This window comes from Mycobacterium sp. GA-2829 (assembly GCF_001499965.1).
Taxonomy (GTDB): Bacteria; Actinomycetota; Actinomycetes; order Mycobacteriales; family Mycobacteriaceae; genus Mycobacterium.
This window is the reverse complement of record NZ_LQIT01000089.1, coordinates 79,428-104,633: the sequence shown is the minus strand read 5'-3', so window position 1 is coordinate 104,633 and position 25,206 is coordinate 79,428. Positions and strand designations below refer to the sequence as shown.

The following is a 25,206-nucleotide window of genomic DNA, read 5'->3' as shown; positions in this document are numbered from 1 at the left end:
GCGTTGGATTGAAGGCGGGTCCACGGTGGATCTGCGATAGGTCAGGAGAGGCCATGGCCACGGCCGAAGGGTATCTGCGTCGGCTCACCCGACGTCTGACGGAGGACCCAGAGCAACTCGACGTCGAGGAGCTCAGTGACGAAGCCGCCAACACCGGCGCGCAGAAGGCGATCGACTGTCAACGCGGGCAGGAGGTCACGATGGTCGGCACCCTGCGCAGCGTGGAGACCAACTCCAAGGGCTGCGCGGGCGGTGTGCGGGCCGAACTGTTCGACGGCACCGCGTCGGTGATGCTGGTGTGGCTCGGACAGCGGCGTATCCCGGGCATCGAATCCGGGAGGACGTTGCGGGTGCACGGCCGCGTCGGCAAGCTCGAGAACGGGACGAAGGCGATCTACAACCCCCACTACGAAATCCAGAAGTGAGCGACCCCGTCACCGGAACAGACGAGTCCGCCGAAGAGGACAAACCGACCGGCGCGCAGGCGATCCTCGCCCAGATGGGCGGCGTCAGCGGCCTGATCTACTCCTCCCTGCCGGTGCTGGTGTTCGTGCCGGTGTCGTCGATCGCGGGCCTCGTCCCGGCGATCGCCGCCGCACTCGGCGTCGCGGCGCTGATCCTCATCTGGCGCCTGGTGCGCCGGGACACCGTGCAGCCGGCGATCTCCGGCTTCATCGGGGTGGGCGTCAGCGCGCTGATCGCCTACCTCATCGGCGAGTCCAAAGGCTATTTCCTGCTCGGCATCTGGATGTCGCTGTTCTGGGCCGCGGTGTTCGCAGTCTCGGTGCTGGTCCGCCGTCCTGTGGTCGGTTACATCTGGGGCTGGATCAACGGCCACACCGACGACTGGCGCCAGATCCGCACGGCGGTGCGGGCTTTCGACCTCGCCACGCTGACGTGGGTGGCGGTGTTCCTGTCGCGGTTCATCGTGCAGCGCCACCTGTACGACGCCGACCAGACGGGCTGGCTGGGGTTCGCCCGCATCGCGATGGGCTGGCCGCTGACCGCGTGCGCGGCGCTGGTGACCTACCTGGCGATCCGCAGCGCCCAGCGTGCGCTGCACGCCCGCACCGACGCGTCTGCCGCCGAATAGGGCCGGTTCAGCGCTGCTTCGGATGCAGCAGCAGGTTGCTCAGCTCGTCCTCGACCTCCGCCGACGCCACGAACAGCAGCTCGTCCCCGCCCTCGAGGGGTTCGTCCGCCTCGGGGACGATCACCCGCGCGCCGCGCAGGATCGTCACCAGCGCCGCATCCCTGGGCAGCTCCAGGCGTTTGACCGGTTTCCCGCCCCACGGGGTGTCGTCGGGCAGCGTGATCTCCACCAGGTTGGCCTGACCCTTGCGAAACGCCATGAGTCGCACGAGATCACCGACGGCGACGGCCTCCTCGACCAGCGACGCGAGCATCCGCGGCGTGGACACCGCGACGTCGACGCCCCAGTTCTCGTCGAACAACCACTCGTTGCGCGGATCGTTCACCCGGGCCACCACCCGCGCCACCCCGAACTCGGTCTTGGCCAGCAGGCTCACCACGACGTTGACCTTGTCGTCGCCGGTGGCCCCGATGACCACGTCGAACTCCTCGAGGTGCACCGACTCCAGCACCGTGAGTTCACAGGCGTCCCCGAGTCGCCAGTGCGCGGCGGGGATCGCATCGACGTCGACGTGGTCGGGGTTGCGTTCGAGCAGTGTCACCTCGTGGTTGCTGTCGATGAGCTCCCTGGCGATCGACCGGCCGACGGCGCCTGCTCCTGCGATGGCTACCTTCACGATTCGTCCTCACCGGGCGGCAGTGCGCTGATCGCCATCGCCTCGGCGATGTGGCCGGCGATCGCGGCGATGTACACCTGATCCCCGGCCTGGACGACGGTCTTGGCGTCCGGCAGCAGACCGCTGCCGAACCGGATCAGGAACGCCACCCGCCCGCGCGTGGCCGCCTCCAGTTCGGTCACCCGGTGGCCCACCCAGTCCTCGTGCAGCGGAAGTTCGGCGACCCCCACATTGCCCGAGGGGTCGCGCCACTTCGTCGTCTCGGTCTCGCGGGTCAGCACGTTGAGCAGCCGGTCGGTCGTCCAGGGCACCGTGGCGACGGTCGGGATGCCGAGGCGCTCATAGACCTTGGCGCGTTTGGCGTCGTAGATCCGGGCCACCACGCGTTCGACCCCGAAGGTCTCGCGGGCCACACGCGCGGAGATGATGTTCGAGTTGTCGCCCGACGACACAGCCGCGAAGGCGCTGGCCTCCTCGATGCCCGCCCGCACCAGCACGTCGCGGTCGAATCCCATGCCGAGCACCCGCTCGCCCGTGAACTCGGGGCTGAGCCGGTGGAAGGCGGTGCTGTCCCGGTCGATGACGGCCACGTCGTGGCCGATCCGCGACAGGCTGTCGGACAGGGACGCCCCCACCCGACCGCATCCCATCACCACTACACGCACGTGCGGTTTCCTCCCGGTTCTGCCGCTGTCAAGCCAGTAGCGAATCTCCGCAACCGGAACGCTACAGCCACTCGCCACGGGGCATACCCTTGGACCTCGTGTCCAAGCTTTCCACCGCGGCGCGGCGGCTCGTCCTCGGGCGGCCGTTCCGCACCGACCGGCTGTCGCACACGCTGTTGCCCAAACGCGTGGCGCTGCCGGTCTTCGCCTCCGATGCGCTGTCGTCGACCGCGTACGCGCCGGAGGAGATCTTCCTCGTACTGTCCATCGCCGGGATGAGCGCGGTCACGCTCGCCCCGTGGATCGGCCTCGCGGTCGCCGCGGTAATGCTCATCGTGATCGCGAGCTACCGGCAGAACGTGCACGCCTATCCGTCCGGCGGAGGTGACTACGAGGTCGTCACCACCAACCTGGGCGGCACCGCAGGGCTCACCGTCGCCAGCGCCCTGCTGGTGGACTATGTGCTGACCGTCGCGGTGTCGATGTCCTCGGCCATGTCGAACATCGGATCGGCGGTGCCGTTCATCGGCCAGCACAAGGTGTGGTTCGCGGTGGTGGCCATCCTGGTGCTGGCCTCGCTCAACCTGCGCGGTATCCGGGAGTCGGGCACCGCGTTCGCGATCCCGACGTACGCGTTCATGGTCGGTATCGCGATCATGCTGGGCTGGGGGCTGTTCCAGATCCACGTGCTGGGGGAGCCGCTGCGAGCGGAGTCGGCCGACTTCACCGTCGCCGCCGAACACGGCGACGTCCTCGGATTCGCGATGGTGTTCCTGGTCGCGCGCGCGTTCTCGTCGGGGTGTGCGGCGCTGACCGGGGTGGAGGCCATCAGCAACGGGGTGCCGGCCTTCCGGAAGCCCAAGTCCCGCAACGCCGCGACCACACTGCTGATGCTCGGGGCGGTCGCCGTCACCCTGTTCATGGGGATCATCATGCTGGCCAAGGAGACCGGCGTGAAGATCGCCGAGCACCCCGACGAGCAGCTCATCGGCGCGCCGGCCGGATACGAGCAGAAGACCCTGATCGCCCAGCTCGCCGACACCGTCTTCCACGACTTCCCGGTCGGGCTCTACCTGATCGCCGGTGTGACCGCATTGATCCTGGTGCTGGCCGCCAACACCGCGTTCAACGGGTTCCCGGTGCTGGCTTCGATTCTGGCCCAGGACCGGTACCTCCCGCGGCAGCTGCACACCCGCGGCGACCGGCTGGCGTTCTCCAACGGCATCCTGTTCCTGGCGCTGACCGCCGCCGCGTTCGTCGTCGCGTTCCAGGCGCAGGTGACCGCGCTCATCCAGCTCTACATCGTCGGGGTGTTCGTCTCGTTCACGCTGAGCCAGATCGGCATGGTGCGGCACTGGACGCGGTTACTGCGCACCGAAACCGATCCGGCCATGCGCAGCAAGATGATCCGGTCCCGGGTGATCAACGGCATCGGGCTCACCTGCACCGGTTCGGTGCTGGTGATCGTGGTGGTGACGAAGTTCGTCGCGGGTGCGTGGATCGCGATCCTGGCGATGTCGTTCCTGTTCGTGCTGATGAAGTCGATCCGTAAGCACTACGATGCGGTGTCGCGCGAACTCGAACAGCAGGAGGCCGACGAGGGCGCCGATATCGTGCTGCCGAGCCGCAATCACGCGATCGTGTTGGTGTCCAAACTGCACCTGCCGACGATGCGGGCGCTGGCCTACGCGCGGGCCACCCGGCCCGATGTGCTCGAGGCCATCACGGTCAGCGTCGACGACGCCGAGACCCGGGCGCTGGTGCACCAGTGGGAGGACAGCGACGTCACGGTCCCGCTGAAGGTGATCGCCTCGCCCTATCGCGAGATCACCCGCCCGGTGCTCGATTACGTCAAGCGGGTCACCAAGGAGTCACCGCGCACGGTGGTCACCGTGTTCATCCCCGAGTACGTCGTCGGTCACTGGTGGGAGCAGCTGCTGCACAACCAGAGTGCGCTGCGGCTCAAGGGTCGACTGCTGTTCATGCCGAACGTGATGGTGACTTCGGTTCCGTGGCAACTGAATTCGTCGGAGCGGCTGAAGACGCTGCAGCCGCAGTCGGCACCCGGCGATGCGCGGCGAGGGTTCCTGGAGTGACCGACGACGTGAATCAGAACCTGATCCTGCAGATTGGTCCACCCGCCAACGGCGGCAGCTGCGTGGCGCGCCACGACGGCCGGGTGGTGTTCGTGCGGCATGCGCTGCCGGGGGAGACGGTGCGGGTGCGGGTGCAGTCCGACCGCGGCTCGTACTGGCACGCCGACGTCGTCGAGGTGCTCGAACCGTCGCCTGACCGCATCCCGTCGCTGTGCCCGATCGCCGGTGTCGACGGCGCCGGCTGCTGCGATCTGGCGTTCGTCACCCCCGAGGGTGCGCGCAGCCTCAAGGGCGCGGTGGTGGCCAATCAGCTGGCGCGGCTCGGCGATCACCGGTGGCGGGACGAGGACGAGGCGACCGCCGAGGCGCTCGGCGACGGATCCGCCACCGGATGGCGCACCCGGGTCCGGCTGGACACCGACGACGCCGGGGTGCCGGGGTTGCACCGCTACCACAGCGCCGATCTGGTGACCGATCTGCGCTGCGCCCAGTTGCCGGACGAGTTGGTCGCCGAGGTGGACCTGCTGCGGTTCCCGCCCGGCGCCCACGTGCACGTCGCGCTCGGCGACGACGGGGCCCGCCACATCGTGCAGAGCGGTCCGCGTGCGGGCCGCAGATCCCCGCCGACGGCTGTGGTGTCGGGCAGCTACGAGGCCACCCAGCGGATCGGGCAGCGGGTGTGGCGGATCCCGGTCACCGCGTTCTGGCAGGCCCACCGCGACGCCGCGCGCCACTACAGCCGGCTCGTCGCCCAGTGGGCGGGTCTGCAGCCCGGGCAGACGGCCTGGGATCTGTACGGCGGCGCAGGTGTTTTCGCGGCCACGCTGGCCGAACAGGTCGGTGACACCGGTCGGGTGCTGACGGTGGACACGTCGCGGGCGGCGGGCCGCTCGGCCCGCACCGCCCTGGCCGACCTGCCGCAGGTATCGGTCGTCACCGATTCGGTGCGCCGCGCGCTGACGGCCGAACGGCAGCGCGCCGACGTGGCGGTGCTCGACCCGCCGCGCGCGGGTGCCGGCCGCGAGATCGTCGACGCGATCAGCGCCGCCGGTGTGCCTCGTGTCATCCACATCGGTTGTGAGGCAGCGTCTTTCGCGCGCGACGTCGGCCTGTACCTGCGGGCCGGTTACACGGTGGAGGAGATCAGGGTGTTCGACTCGTTCCCGCTGACCCACCACGTCGAATGTGTGGCGGTGCTCAACCGGTGATCAAGGAGGCGTGGCTGGACTTCGTCGGTGCGGAGACGACACCGGCGGGGACCGCCACGATACTGAGCCTCGCCGGGCTCGGCGGCTGGCTCGCACCCCGGATCGCCGGCGGCGGCCGCGGCGCCGCGCAGACCACCCTGCTGGTGGTGTCCGCGGTCGACCTGTGGGGTGGTGCGTGGGCGAACAACACCGTGGCGTGCGCCCGCTGGTACGAACGGCCGGGCCAGACCGATGCCGACCACCTGCGCTTCGCGGTGCTCCACGTCCACCCGTTCGTGCTGGCCTGGGTCGACGGCGGCAGCCGCGACCGCTGGCGCTGGGCCCTCGCGAACTACGGCTACCTGCTGGCCGCCACGCTGCTGCTGCGGCGGGCGGCGCCGTGGCGCAGACCGCTGGGAATGGCGCTGACGGCGGTCGGGGCCGCGCTCGACGCGCGCCTCGGCCCGTCGCGCGCCGCACCGTGGTTCGGGCCGGTGTTCTACGTCAAACTGCTCGCCGGACACGCCTCGGCCGCCCTGTGGTCCGACCGCGTCCTGGCGCGCGGTCAGCGGTGACGCCGCCGCAGCACCGGAGCGTACGGCGTGGGGTCCAGGTCGGGTCTGCGGCCCTCCATGAGATCGGCCAGCATCCGCGCCGATCCGCACGCCATCGTCCAGCCGATGTGCCCGTGCCCGGTGTTGAAGTACAGGTTCTCCTGCCTGCCCGGGCCGATCAGCGGGGGACCGTCCGGCGTCATCGGACGTAATCCGGTGTGGTGGTGGGCGTTGTCCCAGTCGATCACGCCGGGGAACAATTCCTCGCCCGCGGCGAGGATGCCCGCGAAGTCGGCGGGTGTGGAACTGCGGTCGTAGCCGACGAATTCGGCGGTCGCCGACATCCGGATGCGGTCGCCGAACGGTGACCACGCGACCAGGGTGCGCTCGTCGATACCGCCGAGCCGCGGCGCGCGGTCGGGCGCCTTGAGCGGTGCGGTGATCGAGTAACCCTTGGCCGGGTACACCGGGATCGCCACGCCCATGGTGCGGGTCAGCAGCGGACTGGCCGCGCCCGCGGCGACGACGATCGCCTCGGCGCGGATATCCCCGTCGGGGCTCTGGGCGTGGGTGACCCGGGAGCCGTCGGTGACCAGGCCGGTGACGTCGGTGCCGAGCCGGAACTCCACCCCGAGCCGGCGACAGCTCTCGGCGAGCCCGGCGGCGAACCGCTGAGGATCGCCGCTGGCGTCGGTGGTGTCGTGGATCGCCCCGGCGAATCCGTTGCGGCCGTGGGCGAGTGCGGGTTCGACGGCGGCGATCTCGTCGGGGCCCAGCACGTTCTGTGTCCTGCCGTGTTCGCGCAACAGCGCCGATTTCCGTTCGGCGGCGGCCAGTTCCGCCTCGTCGCGGTGCAGGTAGAGCACGCCGCGGTCGGTGTGGCAGAACTCGATGCCCTCACGGGCGGCCACCTCGTCGGTCAGGCGCTGGCTGTACGCGGCGAGGGAGAACTTCGCCAGCGTGTTGGCCCGCGACCGCTGGGGCGTGCACTCCCGCAGGAACCGCACACCCCACCGGACCAGTGCGGCGTCGACGGCGCGGGGCACCACCCGGATCGAGGTGTCGGCGCCCAGCAGTGAGCGCACCAGCATGGCCGGGGCGCTCGGCGAGGCCCACGCGTAGGAGTGGCCCGGGGCGATGAGCCCGCCGGTCGACGCCGAGGCGTCCGAGGCGATCTCGGAGCGGCGGTCGTAGACGGTGACCTCGTGGCCGCGCTCGGCCAGGGCGTGGGCACTCGCGACGCCGACGATGCCCGCACCGATGATCGCGACCTTCATCGTGTCTCCTCGGAGCTGTCGTCCCGCACCACTTCTCGCAGGTAGAACCGCCAGCCGAGGAAGCCGACCCAGCCGGTGACCGCGATCACCAGGCTCGGCACGCCGTAGTAGAGCAGGTTGACGATCATGCGGATTCTCCCTGGGTGACGAGGGCGGGTTGGCGCCGCGGCGGGTAGCGATGGGCGGTGGCCGCGGCGACGCCGACGAACACCACGAGGTTGGCGAGCACGCCCGGGATCAGCCCGTCGGCGAGGCCGAACGGCGCGTCGAGTCCCCACTGCCAGACGGCGGTGACCACCGCGCCCGCGGCGATCGCCGACAGCGCGGCCGGGGCGGACCGCACCCCGAACAGCACCGCGCCGATGAGCGGCACGATGATCGTCGGCGCCCACAGCGTGTAGCTGTAGAGCAGCGCGTCGACGATCGACGGGACGCTGAGCGCGAACGTCGTCGCCGCCGCCCCCACCACGACGCTGGTGACGCGCTCGATCGTCAGCCGCCGCGCCGGCGTGACGGGGGTTTTGCGCAGCGGTTGGTAGACGTCCTTGGTGAGCACCACCGCCGTCGAGTTGAGATAGGAACTGGCCGTGGACATCACGACCGCCAGCAGCGCGGCGACCACGAGCCCCAGGATGCCGATCGGCATCAGGTTCATCACGACGGTGGGCAGCGCCTCGTCGGTGGCGATGTCGGGGTAGAGGACCAGTGCGATCAACCCGATGGACGCCGAGACGAAGTAGAAGCAGAACGAGAAGACCCCGGCCATGGTGAACCCGATGCGCGCGTGGCGGGAATCCGGGGTGGAGAACGTGCGCTGGGCGTACGGGGGCACGAGCGTCTCACCGAGCAGGAACGCGACGAACAGGGTGACGAACGTCAGCGGGGAGTAATCGCCGAGCAGGGACAGGTGGTCGGCGGGCACCCCGGCCAGCAGCGAATCGGCACCGCCCACGGCGTTGAGCCCGATCAACAGCGCCACCGGTAGGAAGACCCCGAGGAACACGAACTGCAGCAGGTCGGTCTGGATCACCGCCCACGCGCCGCCGAACGCCGAGTACAGCACGACGATGCCCATGCCGATGATCACCGCGGGCACCGTCGGTACGTCCAGGGTCGCGTTGACGATCGTGCCGATCGCCAGCGCCTGCGCGCCGAGGATGCCCGCGCACAGCGCGACCGAGAGCACCCCGGTCACCACCCGGGTGGGTCTCCCGTAGTGCTCGGCCATCACGTCGCCGACGGTGTGCGCGCCGCGGTAGTGCTTGAGCCGGGGCGCGATGAACCAGCCGACCAGCAACGTCTGGATGCCGAAGGCGCAGAACGCGAACATGTAGACATAGCCGTCGCGCATGGTGGCGCCTGCGATGCCGATCGACGCGCCGCCCCCGAGGAACGCCGCGGCGAGGCTGCCGAAGAAGACCGGCCAGATGATCCGGTTGCCCGCCACCGCGAAGTCGTCGGGGTTGCGTACCCGGCGCATCGTCTGGATCCCGATCAGGATCAGCAGCGCGAAGTACCCCGCAAGCAGGGCCCAGTCGAGCGGTGTCATGGCGTGTCCTTTCGACGACGATCCCATGCTAGGAATGCGGGGTGACCGCGGTCACTGGGCAGAACGGCTACGATTTCGCGCAGTTCTGGGTGCAAATTGGGCAGAGTGCCCGAAGGGAGGGTGATGCTCGGTCAGGCGTTGGCCCAGCAGATCGCCGACGAGATCACCGATGTGATCGGCCGCAACGTGCTGATCACCGACGCCGCGGGCATCGTGCTCGGCAGCGGCGACGCGTCGCGGGTCGGCCAGTTCCACGAGGCGTCGGTCGAGGTGGTCCGCAGCAGGCGCACGATCGCGCATTCCAGCGCCGACGCCCTCGAACTGGTGGGCACGCTGCCCGGTGTGACGCTTCCGCTGGTGATCGACGACGCCGTGGTCGGCACCGTCGGGCTGTCCGGCTCGCCCGCCGAGGTCGAGCAGTTCGGCCTGGTGGTCAAACGCCAGACCGAGATCCTCATGCAGGAGGCCGCCCGGATCGGGCTGCGGATGACCCGCGAGCGGGCGGTCACCGAACTGCTCGTCGACATCTGCGAATGGCACCACTCGCGCACACCGGCGGGCCGGCTGCTACGGCGCGGCCGCACGCTGGGCTACGACCTGGCGTCACCCCGCCGGATCCTGCTGGTGCAGTGGGACGATCGACCCCAGCGGGAGGTCGACTCCGACCAGGTCGCCGCGCTGGTGCGGGCGGTGTTCGACGCGGAGCAGGACCTCGTGGGGCCGTTGTCGCGGACCGTCGTCGCGGTCGCAGGCGGCACGCCCGACAACGTGGACCAATGCACCGAGCTGCTCGACCGCGCCGCCGACCGCGGGTTGGCGCTGCGGATCGCGATCGGGTCGCCGGCATCCGGGGTGGCCGCACTGAACGTCTCGGCGCGCGACGCCTACGACGCACTGCAGGTCGGGCCGATCGCCGCCCCGGATGCGCGCATCCACCCGATCGACGAGGTGCGCTTGCATCAGGCGCTGTCGGTGGTGCCGATCGACTCGCGCGTCCGGCTGACCGAGGGTCTGCTCGGGCCGTTGCTCGCCGACCGGGACTGGCCCGCGTTGCGGGAGACGCTGATCGCGTGGGGGGACTGCGCGTTCACCGTCAGCCGGGCCGCGGCACGTCTGCATGTGCACCGCAACACGCTGATCTACCGCCTCGAGAAAGTCGCTCGCGTGCTGGACCGTTCGCTCGACGAACCGGGTCTTGCGGTGGCGCTCTACGTGACGTGTGTCCTCGACGGGCTGACCGCGGCCGGGTCAGGCCCGCAGCAGTCGCCGTAGCGTCCCCGCGGGCCGACGCACCGGGTACAACTCGGCGGCCGGTTCCCGCTAAGCCGCCCGACCGCGCCGGATCCGCGGGCAGGTCGACGGATCGGTTATCTGCCAAGCACTTCCGGCGTCGAGCAGGGACCGGTGCTTGACGGGGTAGTAGTCGCTGCGGCCGCACAGCGCCAGACCGCTCGCACCCGCGGCCAATGCGACCGCCTCGTCGTTAGCGGGGGTGTCACCGCCGCAGCAGGACGGCGGCCTGGCCCGGGGTGTGGCAGTCGACCACCACGTCGGCGTCGGGCCGGTGGACCGCGAGGTGGGTGAGCCAGGCCCGCAGGATGAAGTCGTCGCCGTAGGTCGGATTGCCCGCCGGAGCGACCAAGTAGCCACGGCACGCCCCCGGTCGACGAAATGACCTGTGCCCGAACGGTTTCGGGCGACAACGGGTCCGCATGCCGACCAGACTTCCCGGCGCTCCGGCGCAAACCTCACTCCCAGGTGACTCCCAGGAAGAGCGCGTAGCGGTCACAATCGAATAGCATCGACACCCGGTGTGCCGGGAAGTCTGGTCGGCCAGGGTGTGAACCCTGCGTTGTCAGCCCATCGGGATTCGAGGATTCACGTGACACCACTCCGCCGCACCCGCCGCCCCGTTCTGGAGCGGGGCTCCTGGGCGGAGTCGCGCCGCATCGCCGAGGTCCTGCGCAAGGAGACCGTCGGGGGTGCGGTGCTTCTCGCGGCCGCGGCCGTCGCGCTGGTGTGGGCCAACTCCCCGTGGGCGGAGTCCTACTTCGCATTGCGGGACCTCGAGATCGGCGCCGAGCCGTTCGGTCTGCACCTGAACCTGACACTGGGCACCTGGGCGGCCGACGGGCTGCTGGCGATCTTCTTCTTCGTGGTGGGCCTCGAACTCAAACGCGAATTCGTCGCAGGCGACCTGCGCGACCCGGCCCGCGCGGTTCTGCCCATCGCCGCCGCCGTCGGCGGGATGGTGGTACCTGCCCTGATCTTCGTGGCGTTCACATTCAATGCCGGTGACGGCGCCCTGCGCGGCTGGGCGATCCCCACCGCGACCGACATCGCGTTCGCCGTCGCGGTGCTGGCCGTGATCTCGACCCACCTGCCGACCGCGCTGCGCACCTTCCTGCTCACGCTCGCGGTCGTCGACGATCTGCTGGCGGTCTGCGTGATCGCGGTGTTCTACACCGACGAGATCAACCTGGTCGCGCTCGGGCTGGCGGTCGTCCCGCTCGCGCTCTTCGCGGTCTGCGTGCAGCGACGCATCCGCTCGTGGTGGCTGTTGATCCCGCTGGCCATCGCCACCTGGGTGCTGATGCACGAGTCGGGGGTGCACGCCACCGTCGCGGGTGTGCTGCTCGGCTTCACCGTCCCGGTGGTGCGCAGCGCCGCCGCGGGCGGACCGGAGGCCGGGCCGGGACTGGCCGAACACTTCGAGCACCGGGTGCGCCCGCTGTCGGCCGGCCTGGCGGTACCGGTGTTCGCGTTCTTCGCGGCCGGGGTGGCCATCGGCGGTGTGTCCGGTTTCACCCAGGCCCTGTCCGACTCGGTCACCCTCGGTATCGCGGTCGGCCTGGTCGTCGGCAAACCGATCGGGATCTTCCTGACCACCAGGGTGCTCGCGGCGGTGACCAGGGCCAATCTGGACGACGCGCTGCGCTGGATCGACGTGTTCGGCGTCGCGGTGCTGGCCGGCATCGGCTTCACGGTCTCGCTGCTCATCGGCGACCTCGCCTACGGTCTGGGTTCAGAACGTGACGATTTCGTGAAGGTGGGGGTGCTCACCGGATCCCTGGTGGCGGCGTTGCTCGCCGCGGTCCTGCTGAGGGCCAGAAACCGCCACTACCGGGCCGTTTGGCGGGAGGAGACCGCCGACGAAGACCACGACGGAGTGCCCGACGTGTACCAGTCTCGACGCGACTGAGCATGTGGGCCGTGCGTAGACTGACGGGATGCTTGAACAGATCCGCGGTCCCGCCGATCTGCAGCACCTTTCGCAGTCCCAGTTGTCCGAGCTGGCGGGGGAGATCCGCCAGTTCCTCATCCACAAGGTTGCTGCCACCGGCGGACATCTCGGCCCGAACCTCGGCGTCGTCGAACTGACGCTCGCCCTGCATCGGGTCTTCGACTCACCGCACGATCCGCTCATCTTCGACACCGGCCATCAGGCCTACGTCCACAAGATGCTGACCGGACGCTCCCACGCATTCGATTCGCTGCGCAAGAAGGACGGCCTGTCGGGCTATCCGTCGCGCGCCGAGAGCGAACACGACTGGGTGGAGTCCAGCCACGCCAGCGCCGCGCTGTCGTATGCCGACGGGCTCGCCAAGGCCTTCGAGCTCAACGGGCACCGCAACCGGCACGTCGTCGCCGTGGTCGGTGACGGCGCGCTCACCGGTGGCATGTGCTGGGAGGCGCTCAACAACATCGCCGCCGCCCGCAGGCCCGTGGTGATCGTCGTCAACGACAACGGCCGCAGCTACGCGCCCACCATCGGCGGGTTCGCCGACCACCTGGCCGCGCTGCGCCTGCAACCCGGGTACGAGCGGGTGCTCGAGGAGGGCCGGAAGGCCGTGCGCGGGCTGCCGGTGATCGGCGAGTTCTGCTACCAGTGCATGCACAGCGTGAAGGCGGGCATCAAGGATGCGCTGTCCCCGCAGGTGATGTTCACCGACCTCGGCCTCAAGTACGTCGGGCCGATCGACGGCCACGACGAGCACGCTGTCGAGTCGGCGCTGCGCCACGCCCGCGGGTTCAACGCCCCGGTGATCGTGCACGTCGTCACCCGCAAGGGCATGGGGTATGCGCCCGCCGAGAACGACGAGGCCGAGCAGATGCATGCCTGCGGCGTCATCGACGTCGCGACCGGACGCGCCACCAAGGTGGCCGCGCCCGGGTGGACGTCGGCGTTCTCCGAGGCCCTCATCGACTACGGCAGCACGCGCCGCGACATCGTCGCGATCACCGCCGCGATGCCAGGACCCACGGGGCTGTCGGCGTTCCGCGACCGCTTCCCGGACCGGTTCTTCGACGTCGGCATCGCCGAACAGCACGCGATGACGTCGGCGGCGGGTCTGGCGATGGGCGGGCTGCACCCGGTCGTCGCGGTCTACTCGACGTTCCTCAACCGCGCGTTCGATCAGCTGATGATGGACGTCGCGCTGCACAAGCTGCCCGTCACGCTGGTGCTGGACCGCTCCGGGATCACCGGTCCGGACGGTGCCAGCCACAACGGTATGTGGGATCTTTCGGTCCTGGGCATCGTGCCCGGTATGCGGGTGGCTGCACCCCGCGACGGTGCCCGGCTGCGGGAGGAGCTCGGCGAGGCGCTGGCGGTCGACGACGGCCCCACCGCGCTGCGATTCCCCAAAGGCGATGTGGGTGAAGACATTCCGGCGCTGCGGCGGTACCGCGGTGTCGACGTGTTGGCCGAACCGGCCGAAGGGCTGTCGGCCGACGTGCTGTTGGTCGCGGTCGGGCCGTTCGCGTCGATGGCGCTCACCGTCGCCGAGAGCCTGCGCAAACAGGGCATCGGCGTCACCGTCGTCGACCCGCGCTGGGTGATCCCCGTACCGGACGTGGTCACCGAGCTGGCGGCCGCGCACAAACTCGTCGTCACCGTCGAGGACAACGGTCGGCACGGCGGCGTCGGTTCGTCGGTGTCGGCGGCGTTGCGTCACGCGGAGATCGACGTGCCGTGCCGCGACGCGGCCCTGCCGCAGCAGTTCTTCGATCACGCCTCGCGCGGTGAGGTGCTCGCCGAGGTCGGGCTGACCGACCGCAACATCGCCCGCCAGATCACCGGATGGGTCGCCGCGCTCAGCGCGAACGCGACCGATGCCGAGGTCAGCGAGCGGCTGGACTGACGCTGGGGGTGCGCCTGCCGCCCAGCGGTAGGCGCGCCACCTCGCGCAGGTTGGTCGATTCGTCGGGTTGTTCGAACAGCACCTCGGCCTCGCGACCCGAAAGCGACAGAGTCGCAATGGTGTTGCCGAACACCGGACCAGCGGTGTTGGTCCAGCTGACGGTCAGTTCCGGCGATCCGTGCCTGCGCGCCCAGCGCCGCATCAGCGGGGCGAGCCGACGGGACCAGCCGAGCCGGAACGCGGGCTTCACATACGCCGGGACGTAGTTGTGCACCGGTGAGCACACCAGCTGGTGCACGGTGGCCGCGTCCTGGCCGACACCGTCGAGGGTCGCCTTGGCTGCGTAGCTGTGGTGCACGTCGCCGGAGAGCACCGTGACCGTCGCCGGACCGTCGGGACGGGTGGCCGCCCCGCGGATCATCTCGGTCAGCCGCAGGAACGACTTCATGAACGCCGGCCAGTGCTCGAGATCGGCTGCCTGCCGGATCTTCTCGGCCGGCACCCCGCGCCACCCGGGGCGGTCGGCGGCGATCTCGTTGACCGTCTGCAGATCCGACAGCGCCGGCGGCATCAGCCACGGCACCGAGGACCCCAGCACCAGATGGTCGATCTCGTCGAGTCCATCGGCGGCTTGGGCCTCCAACCACGCGAATTCCCGTTCGCCGATCATCATCCGTTCACCGGAGTCCAGGATCCGGCCGTTGCGGGAGTCCATCATGATGAACCGGTTTCGGCCGAAATCCCAGCGGTAGCTGAACCGTACCCCCTTGTTGGCGTCGACCTCGGCGTCCGCGCGGTCGGCCATCTCGACCAGCACCGGCCACACGTCGCCGTCGACCGCGGACATCCGCTGGTAGTCCTCGTCGGCGGCCAGTTCGGCGGGGCTGAGGTTGCCCATGTGCTGGTACACCCAGTAGGAGGCCAGCCCGGCGCGGATACGGTCGCGCCACCACGGCTCGTCGTCCATCTCGGCGCGCCAGGCCGCCGAGGTGTTCCAGTCGTCGCGGATGTCGTGGTCGTCGAAGATCATCGCCGTCGGGACCGTGGACATGATCCAGCGGATCTCCGGATCCGACCACGAATGCCGGTACAGCCCTTCGTATTCGCCGAAGCTGACCACCTCGTCGGGTGGGCGCTGACCGTGCCTGCGGCGGTGCCGCCTTCGGCCGGTGAGGTGGCGGCGCGCTTCCGGGGTCAGTTCGTCGGCGTAGACCTGATCGCCGAGCAGGATCAGCAGATCCGGCCACTCCGAGACCGGGAGCCGGGCCATCCGGGCGGCGTAGCAGTCCAGCGCGTCGGCGCCGAGTTCGTCGTCGATCTCCGGCACGTCGGTCTTCGGGTAGCGGCACGAGCCGAACACCGCACGGATCTTCTCGGTGGTGACGGGGCCGCGGGTGCGGATCACGCTCGGGGGGAACGGGCTGTCGCGTTGCGGCCACACCAGTTCGCCGTCGATGTGCACTTCGTACTCGACGGTCGAATCGGGTTGCAGACCCGTCACCGTGACCAACGCGTAGTGATGGTCCTTGACTTGGAAAGTGCGTGCGCTGCAACCGAGTACGGTCACTGTCGCGGGGCCCGAGGTCTGCACCCACACCACGGCGGTGGTTTCGCCGACGTGTCGCAGAGTCGGCCCGAGGAGCAGGCTGTCACTCACCCCTCGGCGGTTCCCGGTTCGTCAATCACTCAAACCCGAATCCGTCACTCGGCGGTGGGTGCCAGCGCGGCGGTCAGCACCGGCACCACCAGATCGCGTTGCCACGGGCGCACGCCCGCCGCGACCAGGAATTCCTCCACCGCGGCGGCGATATCGGCCACGGGTTGCCAGTCCCAGCACAGTCGGCGCACGACATCCGGGGTGATGAGGTTCTCTGACGGCACCGCCACCCGCTGCGACAGCGCGGACAGACCCGCGCGGGCCGCCTCGAGGCGGGCAGCGGCCTCGGGTTTGCGCCGCGCCCACCGCGACGGCGGCGGCGGACCGTTGGGCGGTTCGGCCGAATCGGGGGGATCGGGGTTCTGCCGCGCCCGGTCGAGCGCGTCCAGCCACACCTGGGCGCTGCGGCGCTGCCGGGCGCCGCCGAAGACCGGCAGCGCGGTGAGTTTGTCGATGCTGTCGGGATCGGTGGTGGCGGCGTTGATGATCGCGGAGTCGGGCAGGATCCGGCCGGGGGCGATGTCGCGCCTGCGGGCGATGTGGTCGCGGGTGACCCACAGTTCGCGGACCGCGGCCAGCGCCTTCGGGTTGCGCACCTTGTGGATGCCGGAGGTGCGGCGCCACCGGTCGCGCCGGGTGGGCGTCGCCTCGTAGGTCCGCAGGTGTTCGAATTCCTGTGCCGCCCAATCGGTTTTGCCCTGATCCTCCAGAACCGCGGCGACCGCCTCGCGCAGTTCCAGCAGTACTTCGACGTCCAGGGCGGCGTAGTTGAGCCACTCGTCGGGCAGCGGCCGCTTGGACCAGTCGGCCGCGCCGTGGCCCTTCATCAGCTGCAACCCCAGCAGTTCGGACACCATGGTCGCCAGGTTCACCCGGGCGAATCCGGCCAACCGCCCCCCGAGTTCGGTGTCGTAGAGCTTGGGCGGTCGCATGCCGAGTTCGGCCAGGCACGGCAGGTCCTGATCGGCGGCGTGCAGCACCCATTCGTCGGTGTCGAGGACGTCGGCCACCGGGGCCATCACCATCGTCGGGTCCTCGCCGTGGTTGACGGGGTCGATCAGCACGGTGCCCGCGCCCTCCCGCCGGATCTGGACGAGGTAGGCCCGGTTGGAGTAGCGGAAGCCCGACGCGCGTTCGGCGTCGATCGCGAAGGGGCCGTGCCCCGCGGCGAGCAGTTGGGCGGCGGCGAGGATCTCGTCGGTGGTCACCGCGAGTTCGGGCACACCGTCGGCGGGGGCGAGCAGCGGGACGGCCGACGATTCGGTCGGCTCGTCGGGAACCTCGTTGTCGAGGGCGTCCGGGTCCTGGGTCTCGCTCATCTCACGCGCGGGTGCGGGAGCTGAGGTCGGTCACCCCGGTGGGAGGCAGCCCCGCGGCGTGCTCGAGCACCTCGCAGAAGGCCTCCACGTGCGGTCCCAGTTCCAGCGAGAGGGCGGTCCACGAGGCGCGCAGCTCCAGCTGGTGCGCGCGCGGCGGGCCGGAGATGTCGCCGTAGCGCACCGAGGTGGTGGCGGTGACGGTGCCGCCGAGCGCGGTGACCTGATCGGCCTTGGCGTCCAGCGCTTCGACCAGCCAGCTCCACGCCACCTCGGGCAGCAGTGGGTCGACGGCCTCGCTGGAGTCGAGGTCGGCCTGGATGTAGGCGACCAGGCGCATGGTCCCGTCCCACGCGTCGGCGCCTTCGGGATCGTGCAGGAGGATCAGGCGCCCGAACGCGTCACCCTCGGAACGCTCGGGCACGGGCACGGTGTCGGGATGCCGGATCTCGGCACCGAGGGCGTAGCTGAAGGGCGCGAGCCGCTGCGGTGGGCGTATCGGGCCGAGTTCGATCTCCGGCCGTACGGTGGTGGCATTCATCGCCGCCACCGCAGCACGGAACTGAGCCGGTTCGGCGGTGGTCACGCCGGTGACGCTAGACCATTGCGCCGCACGTGCGCGCAGGCGCGCCGAACCGACGCCCGATGGTGATCCGCGGGTCCGCCCACGGTTGCCGGTCGTGGCAGCATTGGGGGCGATGAACACCCGCCGTGAACTGCCCGACTCGCCGTATCTCGCCGCCGCCCGGGGCGGCAAACCGAACCGGGTGCCGGTGTGGTTCATGCGCCAGGCGGGCCGGTCGCTGCCCGAGTACCGGGCGCTGCGGGCCAAGAACACCATGATGCAGGCGTGCTTCGACGCCGAGCTGATCACCGAGATCACGCTGCAGCCCGTCCGCAGGCACGGGGTGGACGCGGCGATCCTCTTCTCCGACATCGTCGTACCGCTGCGGGCGTCGGGGATCGCGCTCGACATCGTGCCCGACGTCGGCCCGGTGATCGACCATCCGATCCGCACCGCCGCCGACGTCGCCGCGATCCGGCCGCTGGAACGGGCGACGGTCGAACCCGTCGCGCGGGCGGTGCGCGCGCTGACCGCCGAACTCGGCGACGTCGCGCTGATCGGATTCGCCGGCGCCCCCTTCACCCTGGCCTCCTACCTGGTCGAGGGCGGGCCCAGCAAGCACCACGAGCGCACCAAGGCGATGATGTTCGGCGAACCCGAGACCTGGCATGCGCTGATGTCGGCGCTGACCGACGTGACCATCGCGTTCCTGCAGACCCAGGTGGATGCCGGGGTCGACGCGCTGCAGGTGTTCGACTCGTGGGCGGGCACGCTGTCGCTGGCCGACTACCGGGCCTACGTGCTGCCGCACAGCGCCCGCGTCTTCGAGGCGCTGGCGCCCGCCGGTGTGCCGATGACCCACTTCGGGGTGGGCACCGCCGAACTGCTCGGCGCCATGTCCGAGGCCGTCGCCGCATCCGGTGCGCCCGGCGTGGTGGGCGTGGACTGGCGCACCTCGCTGACCGACGCCGCCGCCCGTGTGCAGCGCGGCAGCGCACTGCAGGGCAACCTCGACCCGGTGGTGCTGCTGGCCGGCTGGCCCGTCGTCGAACGCGCCGTGCGCGCGGTGGTCGAGGACGGCAGGCGCGCGGTCGACGCCGGTGCGGCCGGGCACGTGTTCAACCTCGGCCACGGGGTGCTGCCCGCGACGGATCCGGAGATCGTCACCGCCACCGTGGAGCTGGTGCACTCGCTGTGAGCACCCGATGAGTGCGAACTACTGCGTGGTCGGCGGCGGTATCTCGGGCCTGGCCGCGGCCTACCGGCTGCGGGTGACCGCGGGCCCCGGCGCGACGATCACGGTCTTCGACCCCGCCGACCGGCTCGGCGGCGTGCTGCGCACCGAACGGGTGGGCGGCCAGCTCCTCGACGTCGGCGCGGAGGCGTTCGTGGCGCGGCGGCCGGAGGTGCCCGCGCTGCTGGCCGAACTCGGGCTGGGCGACCGGCAGATCGGCACCACCGGGGTGCGTCCGCTGCTCTACAGCGGAGGCCGGCTGCACCCGCTGCCGCAGGGCACGTTGCAGGGCATCCCGTCGGGGGCGCTGCCGATGGCCGGGCTCGTCGACGACGCCACGATCGCCCGGATCACCGACGAACCGATGCGGCCGCTGCGCTGGCGGCCGGGTGCGGACCCGGCGGTCGGGGAGCTGGTCGCCGACCGGTTCGGCGACCAGGTCGTCGCCCGCTCCGTGGACCCCCTGCTCGGCGGTGTGTACGCCGGTTCGGCCGCGACCATCGGGCTGCGCGCATCGGTGCCCACCCTGGCCGCCGCGCTCGACCGCGGCGCCCGCAACCTCACCGAGGCGGTGCGCGAGGCGCTGCCGCCGCCGGCCACCGGATCGGTGTTCGGCGCGGTCGACGGCGGCTACACCGTCCTGCTGGAGGCGCTGCGCCGCGCCGCGGACATCCACTGGGCGCAGGTGGCCGTCGAGCGGATCGACCGCGCCGGCCGCGGCGTGGACATCCTCGACGACGAGGGCAACCGGTGGCCCGCCGACGCGGCGGTGCTCGCGGTGCCCGCCCCGCGGCTGCCGCGGCTGATCGAGCACCTCGCGCCGCGCAGCGCGGCGCTGGCGCGGCGCATCCCGGTCGCCTCGGCGGCGGTGGTGGCGCTCGCACTGCCCGGCGGCACCCCGTTGCCGCAGCAGTCCGGTGTGCTCGTCGCGACCGGTGAGCGGCTGCGCACCAAGGCCATCACGCTGACGTCGCGCAAGTGGGGCCGCCGCGCCAACGTCGAACTCCTGCGACTGTCCTACGGCCGCTTCGGCGACGAGTTGGCGCGCGACACCGGCGACGACGAGTTGCTGTCGTGGGCCACGGCCGACCTTGCGGCCGTGTTCGGCATCGACACCGAACCCGTCGACGCGCTGGTGCAACGCTGGATCCACGCGATGCCCCAGTACGGGCCCGGCCACGCCGAACTCGTCAGCGAACTGCGCGCCGGCCTACCGCCCGGGGTGGCCGTCGCCGGTGGCTATCTGGACGGCATCGGGGTGCCCGCGTGTGTGGCGTCGGCCAACCGGGCGGTGGCGTCGCTGGTCACCTCCGGCGTGGCACGATAGGCGTATGGCCAAGCTCGACTTCGACGCGCTCAACTCCACCATCCGCTACCTGATGTTCTCGGTCTTCTCGGTCCGGCCGGGGGAGCTCGGGTACGACGAGCAGGCCCGCGCGGCGGTCGTCGACGAGACCGCCACGTTCCTCAAACAGCAGGAGGAGCGCGGCGTGGTGGTGCGCGGTCTCTACGACATCGCCGGCATGCGCGCCGACGCCGACTTCATGATGTGGACCCACGCCGACAACGTCGAGGCCCTGCAGGCCACCTACTCCGACTTCCGTCGCGCCACCGCGCTGGGCCGGGCGAGCACCCCGGTGTGGAGCAACGTCGCGCTGCACCGGCCCGCGGAGTTCAACAAGAGCCACATCCCGGCCTTCCTCGCCGGTGAGGAGCCCGGCAACTACATCTGCGTCTACCCGTTCGTGCGGTCGCTGGACTGGTACCTGCTGCCCGACGACGAGCGCAGGCGCATGCTGAGCGAACACGGCATGGCCGCGCGCGGGTACAAGGACGTGCGCGCCAACACGGTGCCGGCGTTCGCGCTCGGTGACTACGAGTGGATCCTGGCGTTCGAGGCGCCGGAACTGCACCGCATCGTCGACCTCATGCGCGACCTGCGGGCCACCGACGCCCGGCGGCACGTCCGCGAGGAGACGCCGTTCTTCACCGGCCCGCGGGTCGGGGTCGAGGAATTGGTCACCCGCCTCCCGTAGCGTTGCCCGGACCGGCCCGATTTCCTTGCGATTAGCCGTAACTGGCCGGGGCAGATTTGCTAGCCTCGGCGAACGTACCCGAGGTAGGGAGGCCGGCGGGTACGCCACTTCGAGGCGTGGAGGCTGGTGTCGGGTGTGGGTGTGAGGCCCCGGGGTGAGGTCGGCATGATCGCCGGCTCCGCGGTGGCGTCCGTCCTGCTGATCGCCTGGTTGCTCGTCGGACTTCCCGGTTCGGTGGTCGCCTCGGCCGTCGGTGTCCCGGTGTTCGTGGGGTATGCGGCGGTGTGTGCGGTGCTGGCCGCCCGCGCCGCGACGGGCCGGCTGCGTCGCGTCTGGGTGCGTTTCGCCATCGGGTTCTCCGGCTGGACGGTGGGTGCGCTCCTCTGGTGCTATCTGGACCTCATCGCCGACGAGCCCGGCTCCCCGTCCCTGGCCGACGTCGGCTACGTGCTGTTTCCGGTGTTCTCCTGCCTGGCGCTGGTGCAGTGGCCCAGCAGCGTGACGGGCCGGTTCCGGCTGCGCCTGCTGCTCGATGGGGTGATCCCGGCGCTGTCGCTGTTCATGCTGGTGTGGGTGCTGGTACTGCACGAGGTGTACGAGACCTACGGCGGCGACCGGTTCGCCCTCAGTCTGGCGCTGACCTATCCGCTGGCCGACGTGGTGGTCGTGGCGATCTCGGGACTGCTGCTGGTGCGCGTCGGCGGAGCCTGGCGGGTCCCGCTGGGACTGCTCACATCGGCGTTCCTGTTCTTCGCGTTCGGCGACAGCATGTACGCCTGGGTGACCGCTTACGGCGCCTACACCGAACGCAACCCCGTCGACATCGGCTGGATCGCGGGGTCGGTGCTGTTCGGCGCCGCCGCGCTGATCAGCCGCAGGATCCCCGTCGTCCCGGAGGACCGGGACCAGCTACCGAGCAGCATGTCGCTCTGGCTGCCGTACCTGCCCCTGCTCATGGGGGGCTGCATCGTCGCGGTGGTCCTGCTCGACGGCATCCTCGAGTCGACCGTCATCGCGATGATCACCGCGATCTTTCTGCGGCAGTTCCTGGCCTCCTGGGAGAACCGCAACCTCATGCGGGTCGTGGCCGATCAGGCGCTGCGCGATCCGCTGACCGGGCTGGCGAACCTCGCGTTGTTCAACGACCGACTCGCGCACGCGGTCGCGCTGCGGCAGCGTGATGCCGGTGCCGTCGCGGTGCTCTCGCTCGACCTCAACGACTTCAAGGTCGTCAACGACAGCCTCGGGCATTCCGCGGGTAACGAACTGCTCACCCAGGTCGCCCGCCGGTTGGTGGCGTGCGTGCGGCCGGGCGACACCGTCGCACGGCTCGGCGGCGACGAGTTCGCGGTGCTCATCGAGGACCGCACAGACCACTCGCTCGAGATCGCCCACCGCGTCGTCGAGGCGTTCGACCTGCCGTTCAGCATCGACGGGGAGAGCCTGCTGATGCGGCCCAGTGTCGGGCTGGCCGTGGCCGAACCCGACGACGAACCCGATGCGACCGGCGAGCAGCTGTTCAAACGCGCCGACGCCGCGATGTACGCCGCGAAGCGGTCCCGCACCGACGGGGTGCACGTGTTCACCCCGGAGATGACGCTGGTGTACCCCGAGCAGGCGGGGCTGCTGCGGGTGTCGAACCAGAATGCCAAGGGCGGCGGGGTGGCGGCGGTGCAGCTGCTCGGGGAGCTGCGGCAGGCCATCGACCGCCTGGAGCTGAGCGTGGTCTACCAGCCGCAGTACCACCTGGCGACCTCCGAGCTGGCCGGGGTGGAGGCGCTGGTGCGCTGGCCCCACCCGGTCCGCGGCACGATGAGCCCGAACGACTTCCTGCCGATGGTGCGCCGCCACGGACTGATGGGCGCGCTCACCGACCTGGTGCTCGCCAAGGCGCTCGACAACGCCGCGGAGTGGGCGGCCAACGGCACCGAGGTGTGCGTGGCGGTGAACCTGTTCGCCGCGACGATGGCGGACACCGACCTACCCGGCAAGATCGTCTCGGGTCTCGAGGCCCGGGGGCTGCCGCCGGCGCGGCTGACCGTCGAGATCACCGAAGACCTGATCCTGCCGGACATCAAACGGACGTGCGCGGTGCTGCGGGAGCTGCGCAATCACGGTGTCCGGGTGGCCATCGACGATTTCGGCAGCGGCTATTCGGCGCTGAGCTATCTGCGTGAGCTGCCGATCGACGAGGTGAAGCTGGACCGTCAGTTCATCGGGCCGATCATGTGGGATCCGCGGGCGGGGGAGGTGGTCCGCGCGGTGGTCAACCTGTCGCAAACCCTCGGCCTGACGACGGTCGCCGAGGGCGTCGAGAACGCCGAGACCGCCGACCGGCTCCGGGCGTTCCACTGCGATGTGGCCCAGGGATTCCACTACAGCCCGCCGCTGAGCCCGGCGGGCATCACGACGCTGCTGCAGGCGGAGACTATCCGCCCGCCGGCACCAGCCGCAGTGAGATGGAGTTGATGCAGTACCGCTGATCGGTCGGCGTCGGGTAGCCCTCACCCTCGAAGACGTGGCCGAGGTGGCTGTGGCAGTTCGCGCACACCACCTCGACGCGCCGCATACCCAGCGAGTCGTCGGGGCGCAGGATCACCGCGTCGGAGTCGGCGGGATCGTAGAAAGACGGCCAGCCGCAGTGGGATTCGAACTTCTCGGTGCTGCGGAACAGTTCGGCGCCGCAGGCCCGGCACTGGTAGACACCCTCGGTCTTGGTGTCGGTGTACTCGCCGGTGAACGGGCGTTCGGTACCGGCCCGGCGCAGCACCGCGAACTCTTCGGCCGTGAGCTTGCTGCGCCACTCGTCGTCGGTCAGTTGCAGTTTCGGCGCCGGTGTCGTCATGTGTCCACGCTAGCGCGATCCCGGGCCGGCGTCAGCCACGGCGGATCGATGCCGCGGTCGAGGCGGCCGTCGGCCTTGGCGTCGAGATAGCGGAAGTACAGCACCGCGAACACCACCACCAGCATCAAAGACCAGCCGTAGGTCACCTTCATGTACTCCAGGTACCTGCCGGTGGTGGGCCAGCGCCACAGCAGCCACTTGTCCATCGTCATGAAGCCGTATACCGCCAGCCACGCCGGCCAGTTGCGCAGCACCGAGTTGGGTAGCACCACCGTCATCAGGAACGGGAACAGCATCATCGAGTAGTACGCCTGTCCCAGCGACAGCACGAGGAACGACGCGATCAGCAGCACGCCTGAGGAGGTCAGCATCCAGAAGCGCGGATCGCGGGTGCGGTAGAAGCGGTACAGCAGTAGCAGGCTGCCGATCGTCAGCGCCAGGAACAGGATTCGCAGCGCGAGGATCAGCAGGGGCGGCAGGCCGTAGTAGATGCCGTTGCCCTGGATGGAGCTGTTGAAGTAATCGCGGGTGCCCATGATGTAGGGCAGCGTGCGGGTGACGAAGTTCATCGGATCGGTCAGCAGCGGCCACGCGGCCAGGTTCAGCACCAGCGGCACCGCCACGGCGGTGACCAGCGGCCGCCACTGCCGGTTGAGCAGGGGCAGCAACAACAGCGGGGCCAGCGACGGTTTGATCACCAGTGCCAGGCCTATCGCCACACCGGCCCACCACTCACGGCCGCGCCTGCCGTCGAGCAGCCAGCGGAAGAACAACACCTCGGCCAGCAGCATGAATCCGTTGATGTTGGTGAAAACCAGTGTGTTGCTTACTGATTCGGTGCAGTACATGGCGAGGACCAGCGCCGGGGCCGCTACCGAGGCCAGCGTGTAGTCGAACATCCGCAGCAGCAGATACGCCGCGGCCAGCGTGGCGAGGCTGTTGAGCGTGAAGTACCAGTTGCGCGACGCGAACTCGGGCAAAAAACCGAACGGCGCGAGCAGCAGCGTCCCGCCGGGCGGGTAGAGGTAGTGCGGGTCGACGTGGTCGAAGTGCTCGTTGTAGATGTCCAGGCCCAGGCGCAGGTTCGACACCGCGCGGTACACCGGCCCGAAGTCGTCGGTGATGTAGCCGTTGGTCGCCAGGACGTAGGTGCGGTGAATCACCGTCAGGATCGCCAGCGGCCACAACACCGACCGCAGCACCGTCGCCGCATTCGGCGGAGAAGTGCGCGGTCGGAAAGCGTTCATGAGGCCGGTGCGAAGATTGTCTGCTGCCGCCACGAGCGAACCGTACACCGGCGCCGGGACGGCCA

23 protein-coding genes are annotated in these 25,206 nt (G+C 70.1%); 12 read left to right on the top strand and 11 right to left on the bottom strand.

Features of this window, described 5'->3' with window-relative positions:
* Positions 1–53 precede the first annotated feature (53 nt).
* Positions 54–425 carry an OB-fold nucleic acid binding domain-containing protein gene (locus AU194_RS30260; RefSeq protein WP_059092936.1) on the top strand — a complete coding sequence of 124 codons (372 nt, stop codon included), beginning with the start codon at positions 54–56 and terminating at the stop codon, positions 423–425.
* On the top strand, positions 422–1,093 hold the full coding sequence (locus tag AU194_RS30255; protein ID WP_059092935.1) for a DUF3159 domain-containing protein: 672 nt from the start codon (positions 422–424) through the stop codon (positions 1,091–1,093). Before AU194_RS30260 ends, AU194_RS30255 begins: the two co-directional genes overlap by 4 nt.
* A 7-nt stretch (positions 1,094–1,100) precedes the next feature.
* On the opposite strand, the gene AU194_RS30250 is transcribed toward AU194_RS30255, so the two are convergent.
* Together AU194_RS30250 and AU194_RS30245 are read right to left on the bottom strand one after the other, a co-directional pair.
* Positions 1,101–1,769: a TrkA family potassium uptake protein gene (locus AU194_RS30250; RefSeq protein ID WP_059092934.1), complete on the bottom strand. Its 669-nt coding sequence runs from the start codon at positions 1,767–1,769 to the stop codon at positions 1,101–1,103.
* Positions 1,766–2,434: a TrkA family potassium uptake protein gene (locus AU194_RS30245; protein ID WP_197417782.1), complete on the bottom strand. Its 669-nt coding sequence runs from the start codon at positions 2,432–2,434 to the stop codon at positions 1,766–1,768. The genes AU194_RS30250 and AU194_RS30245 overlap by 4 nt, the downstream gene beginning before the upstream one ends.
* A gap of 98 nt (positions 2,435–2,532) precedes the next feature.
* On the opposite strand from AU194_RS30245, the gene AU194_RS30240 reads away from it, so the two are divergent.
* From AU194_RS30240 to AU194_RS30230, 3 genes are read left to right on the top strand one after another with little or no spacing between them, the layout of a single operon-like run.
* Positions 2,533–4,530, top strand: a complete 1,998-nt coding sequence (locus AU194_RS30240; RefSeq protein ID WP_059093032.1) for an APC family permease — start codon at positions 2,533–2,535, stop codon at positions 4,528–4,530.
* Complete coding sequence (locus tag AU194_RS30235; RefSeq protein WP_059092933.1) at positions 4,527–5,738, top strand: class I SAM-dependent RNA methyltransferase; 1,212 nt, start codon at positions 4,527–4,529, stop codon at positions 5,736–5,738. Before AU194_RS30240 ends, AU194_RS30235 begins: the two co-directional genes overlap by 4 nt.
* Positions 5,735–6,292: a hypothetical protein gene (locus AU194_RS30230; protein ID WP_231743639.1), complete on the top strand. Its 558-nt coding sequence runs from the start codon at positions 5,735–5,737 to the stop codon at positions 6,290–6,292. Before AU194_RS30235 ends, AU194_RS30230 begins: the two co-directional genes overlap by 4 nt.
* Here the strand turns inward: AU194_RS30230 and AU194_RS30225 are convergent.
* From AU194_RS30225 to AU194_RS30220, 3 genes are read right to left on the bottom strand one after another with little or no spacing between them, the layout of a single operon-like run.
* Positions 6,283–7,548, bottom strand: coding sequence for a D-amino acid dehydrogenase (locus tag AU194_RS30225; protein WP_059092931.1), 1,266 nt, complete (start codon positions 7,546–7,548; stop codon positions 6,283–6,285). The two genes, AU194_RS30230 and AU194_RS30225, sit on opposite strands and share 10 nt — an antisense overlap.
* On the bottom strand, positions 7,545–7,676 hold the full coding sequence (locus AU194_RS32910) for a hypothetical protein (RefSeq protein ID WP_255374850.1): 132 nt from the start codon (positions 7,674–7,676) through the stop codon (positions 7,545–7,547). Before AU194_RS32910 ends, AU194_RS30225 begins: the two co-directional genes overlap by 4 nt.
* Complete coding sequence (locus tag AU194_RS30220; protein WP_059092930.1) at positions 7,673–9,097, bottom strand: sodium:solute symporter; 1,425 nt, start codon at positions 9,095–9,097, stop codon at positions 7,673–7,675. Before AU194_RS30220 ends, AU194_RS32910 begins: the two co-directional genes overlap by 4 nt.
* A 105-nt stretch (positions 9,098–9,202) precedes the next feature.
* On the opposite strand from AU194_RS30220, the gene AU194_RS30215 reads away from it, so the two are divergent.
* Positions 9,203–10,369, top strand: coding sequence for a sugar diacid recognition domain-containing protein (locus AU194_RS30215; protein WP_231743638.1), 1,167 nt, complete (start codon positions 9,203–9,205; stop codon positions 10,367–10,369).
* Between the two features lie 223 nt (positions 10,370–10,592).
* Here AU194_RS30215 and AU194_RS32080 read toward each other — a convergent pair whose 3' ends face one another.
* Positions 10,593–10,739: a hypothetical protein gene (locus AU194_RS32080; protein ID WP_157576604.1), complete on the bottom strand. Its 147-nt coding sequence runs from the start codon at positions 10,737–10,739 to the stop codon at positions 10,593–10,595.
* A 234-nt stretch (positions 10,740–10,973) separates the two neighbouring features.
* Between AU194_RS32080 and nhaA the strand changes: the two genes are divergently transcribed.
* The gene (gene nhaA, locus AU194_RS30210) at positions 10,974–12,299 is read left to right on the top strand and encodes a Na+/H+ antiporter NhaA (RefSeq protein WP_157576610.1); all 1,326 of its coding nucleotides are present in this window, start codon (positions 10,974–10,976) and stop codon (positions 12,297–12,299) included.
* Positions 12,300–12,327: 28 nt separating this feature from the next.
* Positions 12,328–14,241 (top strand): 1-deoxy-D-xylulose-5-phosphate synthase, encoded by a 1,914-nt coding sequence (dxs, locus tag AU194_RS30205; protein WP_059092928.1) that lies wholly within the window; start codon positions 12,328–12,330, stop codon positions 14,239–14,241.
* On the opposite strand, the gene AU194_RS30200 is transcribed toward dxs, so the two are convergent.
* From AU194_RS30200 to AU194_RS30190, 3 genes are read right to left on the bottom strand one after another with little or no spacing between them, the layout of a single operon-like run.
* On the bottom strand, positions 14,222–15,898 hold the full coding sequence (locus tag AU194_RS30200; protein ID WP_059092927.1) for an alkaline phosphatase D family protein: 1,677 nt from the start codon (positions 15,896–15,898) through the stop codon (positions 14,222–14,224). The genes dxs and AU194_RS30200 overlap by 20 nt on opposite strands.
* Positions 15,899–15,942: 44 nt before the next feature.
* Positions 15,943–17,217: a ribonuclease D gene (locus AU194_RS30195; protein ID WP_059092926.1), complete on the bottom strand. Its 1,275-nt coding sequence runs from the start codon at positions 17,215–17,217 to the stop codon at positions 15,943–15,945.
* Between the two features lies 1 nt (position 17,218).
* On the bottom strand, positions 17,219–17,800 hold the full coding sequence (locus AU194_RS30190) for a DUF3000 domain-containing protein (RefSeq protein ID WP_059092925.1): 582 nt from the start codon (positions 17,798–17,800) through the stop codon (positions 17,219–17,221).
* A 112-nt stretch (positions 17,801–17,912) separates the two neighbouring features.
* Between AU194_RS30190 and hemE the strand changes: the two genes are divergently transcribed.
* The 4 genes from hemE (at position 17,913) to AU194_RS30170 (ending at position 23,518) form a co-directional block, all read left to right on the top strand.
* On the top strand, positions 17,913–18,977 hold the full coding sequence (gene hemE, locus AU194_RS30185) for a uroporphyrinogen decarboxylase (protein WP_059092924.1): 1,065 nt from the start codon (positions 17,913–17,915) through the stop codon (positions 18,975–18,977).
* 7 nt (positions 18,978–18,984) lie between these two features.
* Positions 18,985–20,340, top strand: coding sequence for a protoporphyrinogen oxidase (locus AU194_RS30180; RefSeq protein WP_059092923.1), 1,356 nt, complete (start codon positions 18,985–18,987; stop codon positions 20,338–20,340).
* A gap of 4 nt (positions 20,341–20,344) precedes the next feature.
* The gene (gene hemQ / locus AU194_RS30175) at positions 20,345–21,049 is read left to right on the top strand and encodes a hydrogen peroxide-dependent heme synthase (RefSeq protein ID WP_059092922.1); all 705 of its coding nucleotides are present in this window, start codon (positions 20,345–20,347) and stop codon (positions 21,047–21,049) included.
* Between the two features lie 135 nt (positions 21,050–21,184).
* Entirely contained in the window at positions 21,185–23,518 is a 2,334-nt protein-coding gene (locus AU194_RS30170; protein ID WP_157576603.1) for a bifunctional diguanylate cyclase/phosphodiesterase, read from the top strand.
* Here AU194_RS30170 and msrB read toward each other — a convergent pair.
* Both msrB and aftC read right to left on the bottom strand, forming a co-directional pair.
* Positions 23,478–23,894 (bottom strand): peptide-methionine (R)-S-oxide reductase MsrB, encoded by a 417-nt coding sequence (gene msrB / locus AU194_RS30165; RefSeq protein ID WP_059092920.1) that lies wholly within the window; start codon positions 23,892–23,894, stop codon positions 23,478–23,480. The genes AU194_RS30170 and msrB overlap by 41 nt on opposite strands.
* Positions 23,891–25,189: an arabinofuranan 3-O-arabinosyltransferase gene (gene aftC, locus AU194_RS30160; protein WP_059092919.1), complete on the bottom strand. Its 1,299-nt coding sequence runs from the start codon at positions 25,187–25,189 to the stop codon at positions 23,891–23,893. The genes msrB and aftC overlap by 4 nt, the downstream gene beginning before the upstream one ends.
* Between the last annotated feature and the right edge of the window lie 17 nt (positions 25,190–25,206).

Excerpts from the sequence above, each read along its gene's own strand:
- dxs (WP_059092928.1), top strand. The coding sequence starts at position 12,328 with ATGCTTGAACAGATCCGCGGTCCCGCCGATCTGCAGCACCTTTCGCAG.
- hemQ (WP_059092922.1), top strand. The coding sequence starts at position 20,345 with ATGGCCAAGCTCGACTTCGACGCGCTCAACTCCACCATCCGCTACCTG.
- AU194_RS30220 (WP_059092930.1), bottom strand. The coding sequence starts at position 9,097 with ATGACACCGCTCGACTGGGCCCTGCTTGCGGGGTACTTCGCGCTGCTG.
- AU194_RS30260 (WP_059092936.1), top strand. The coding sequence starts at position 54 with ATGGCCACGGCCGAAGGGTATCTGCGTCGGCTCACCCGACGTCTGACG.
- AU194_RS30225 (WP_059092931.1), bottom strand. The coding sequence starts at position 7,548 with ATGAAGGTCGCGATCATCGGTGCGGGCATCGTCGGCGTCGCGAGTGCC.
- msrB (WP_059092920.1), bottom strand. The coding sequence starts at position 23,894 with ATGACGACACCGGCGCCGAAACTGCAACTGACCGACGACGAGTGGCGC.
- AU194_RS32910 (WP_255374850.1), bottom strand. The coding sequence starts at position 7,676 with ATGATCGTCAACCTGCTCTACTACGGCGTGCCGAGCCTGGTGATCGCG.
- AU194_RS30195 (WP_059092926.1), bottom strand. The coding sequence starts at position 17,217 with ATGAGCGAGACCCAGGACCCGGACGCCCTCGACAACGAGGTTCCCGAC.
- AU194_RS30180 (WP_059092923.1), top strand. The coding sequence starts at position 18,985 with ATGAGTGCGAACTACTGCGTGGTCGGCGGCGGTATCTCGGGCCTGGCC.
- hemE (WP_059092924.1), top strand. The coding sequence starts at position 17,913 with ATGAACACCCGCCGTGAACTGCCCGACTCGCCGTATCTCGCCGCCGCC.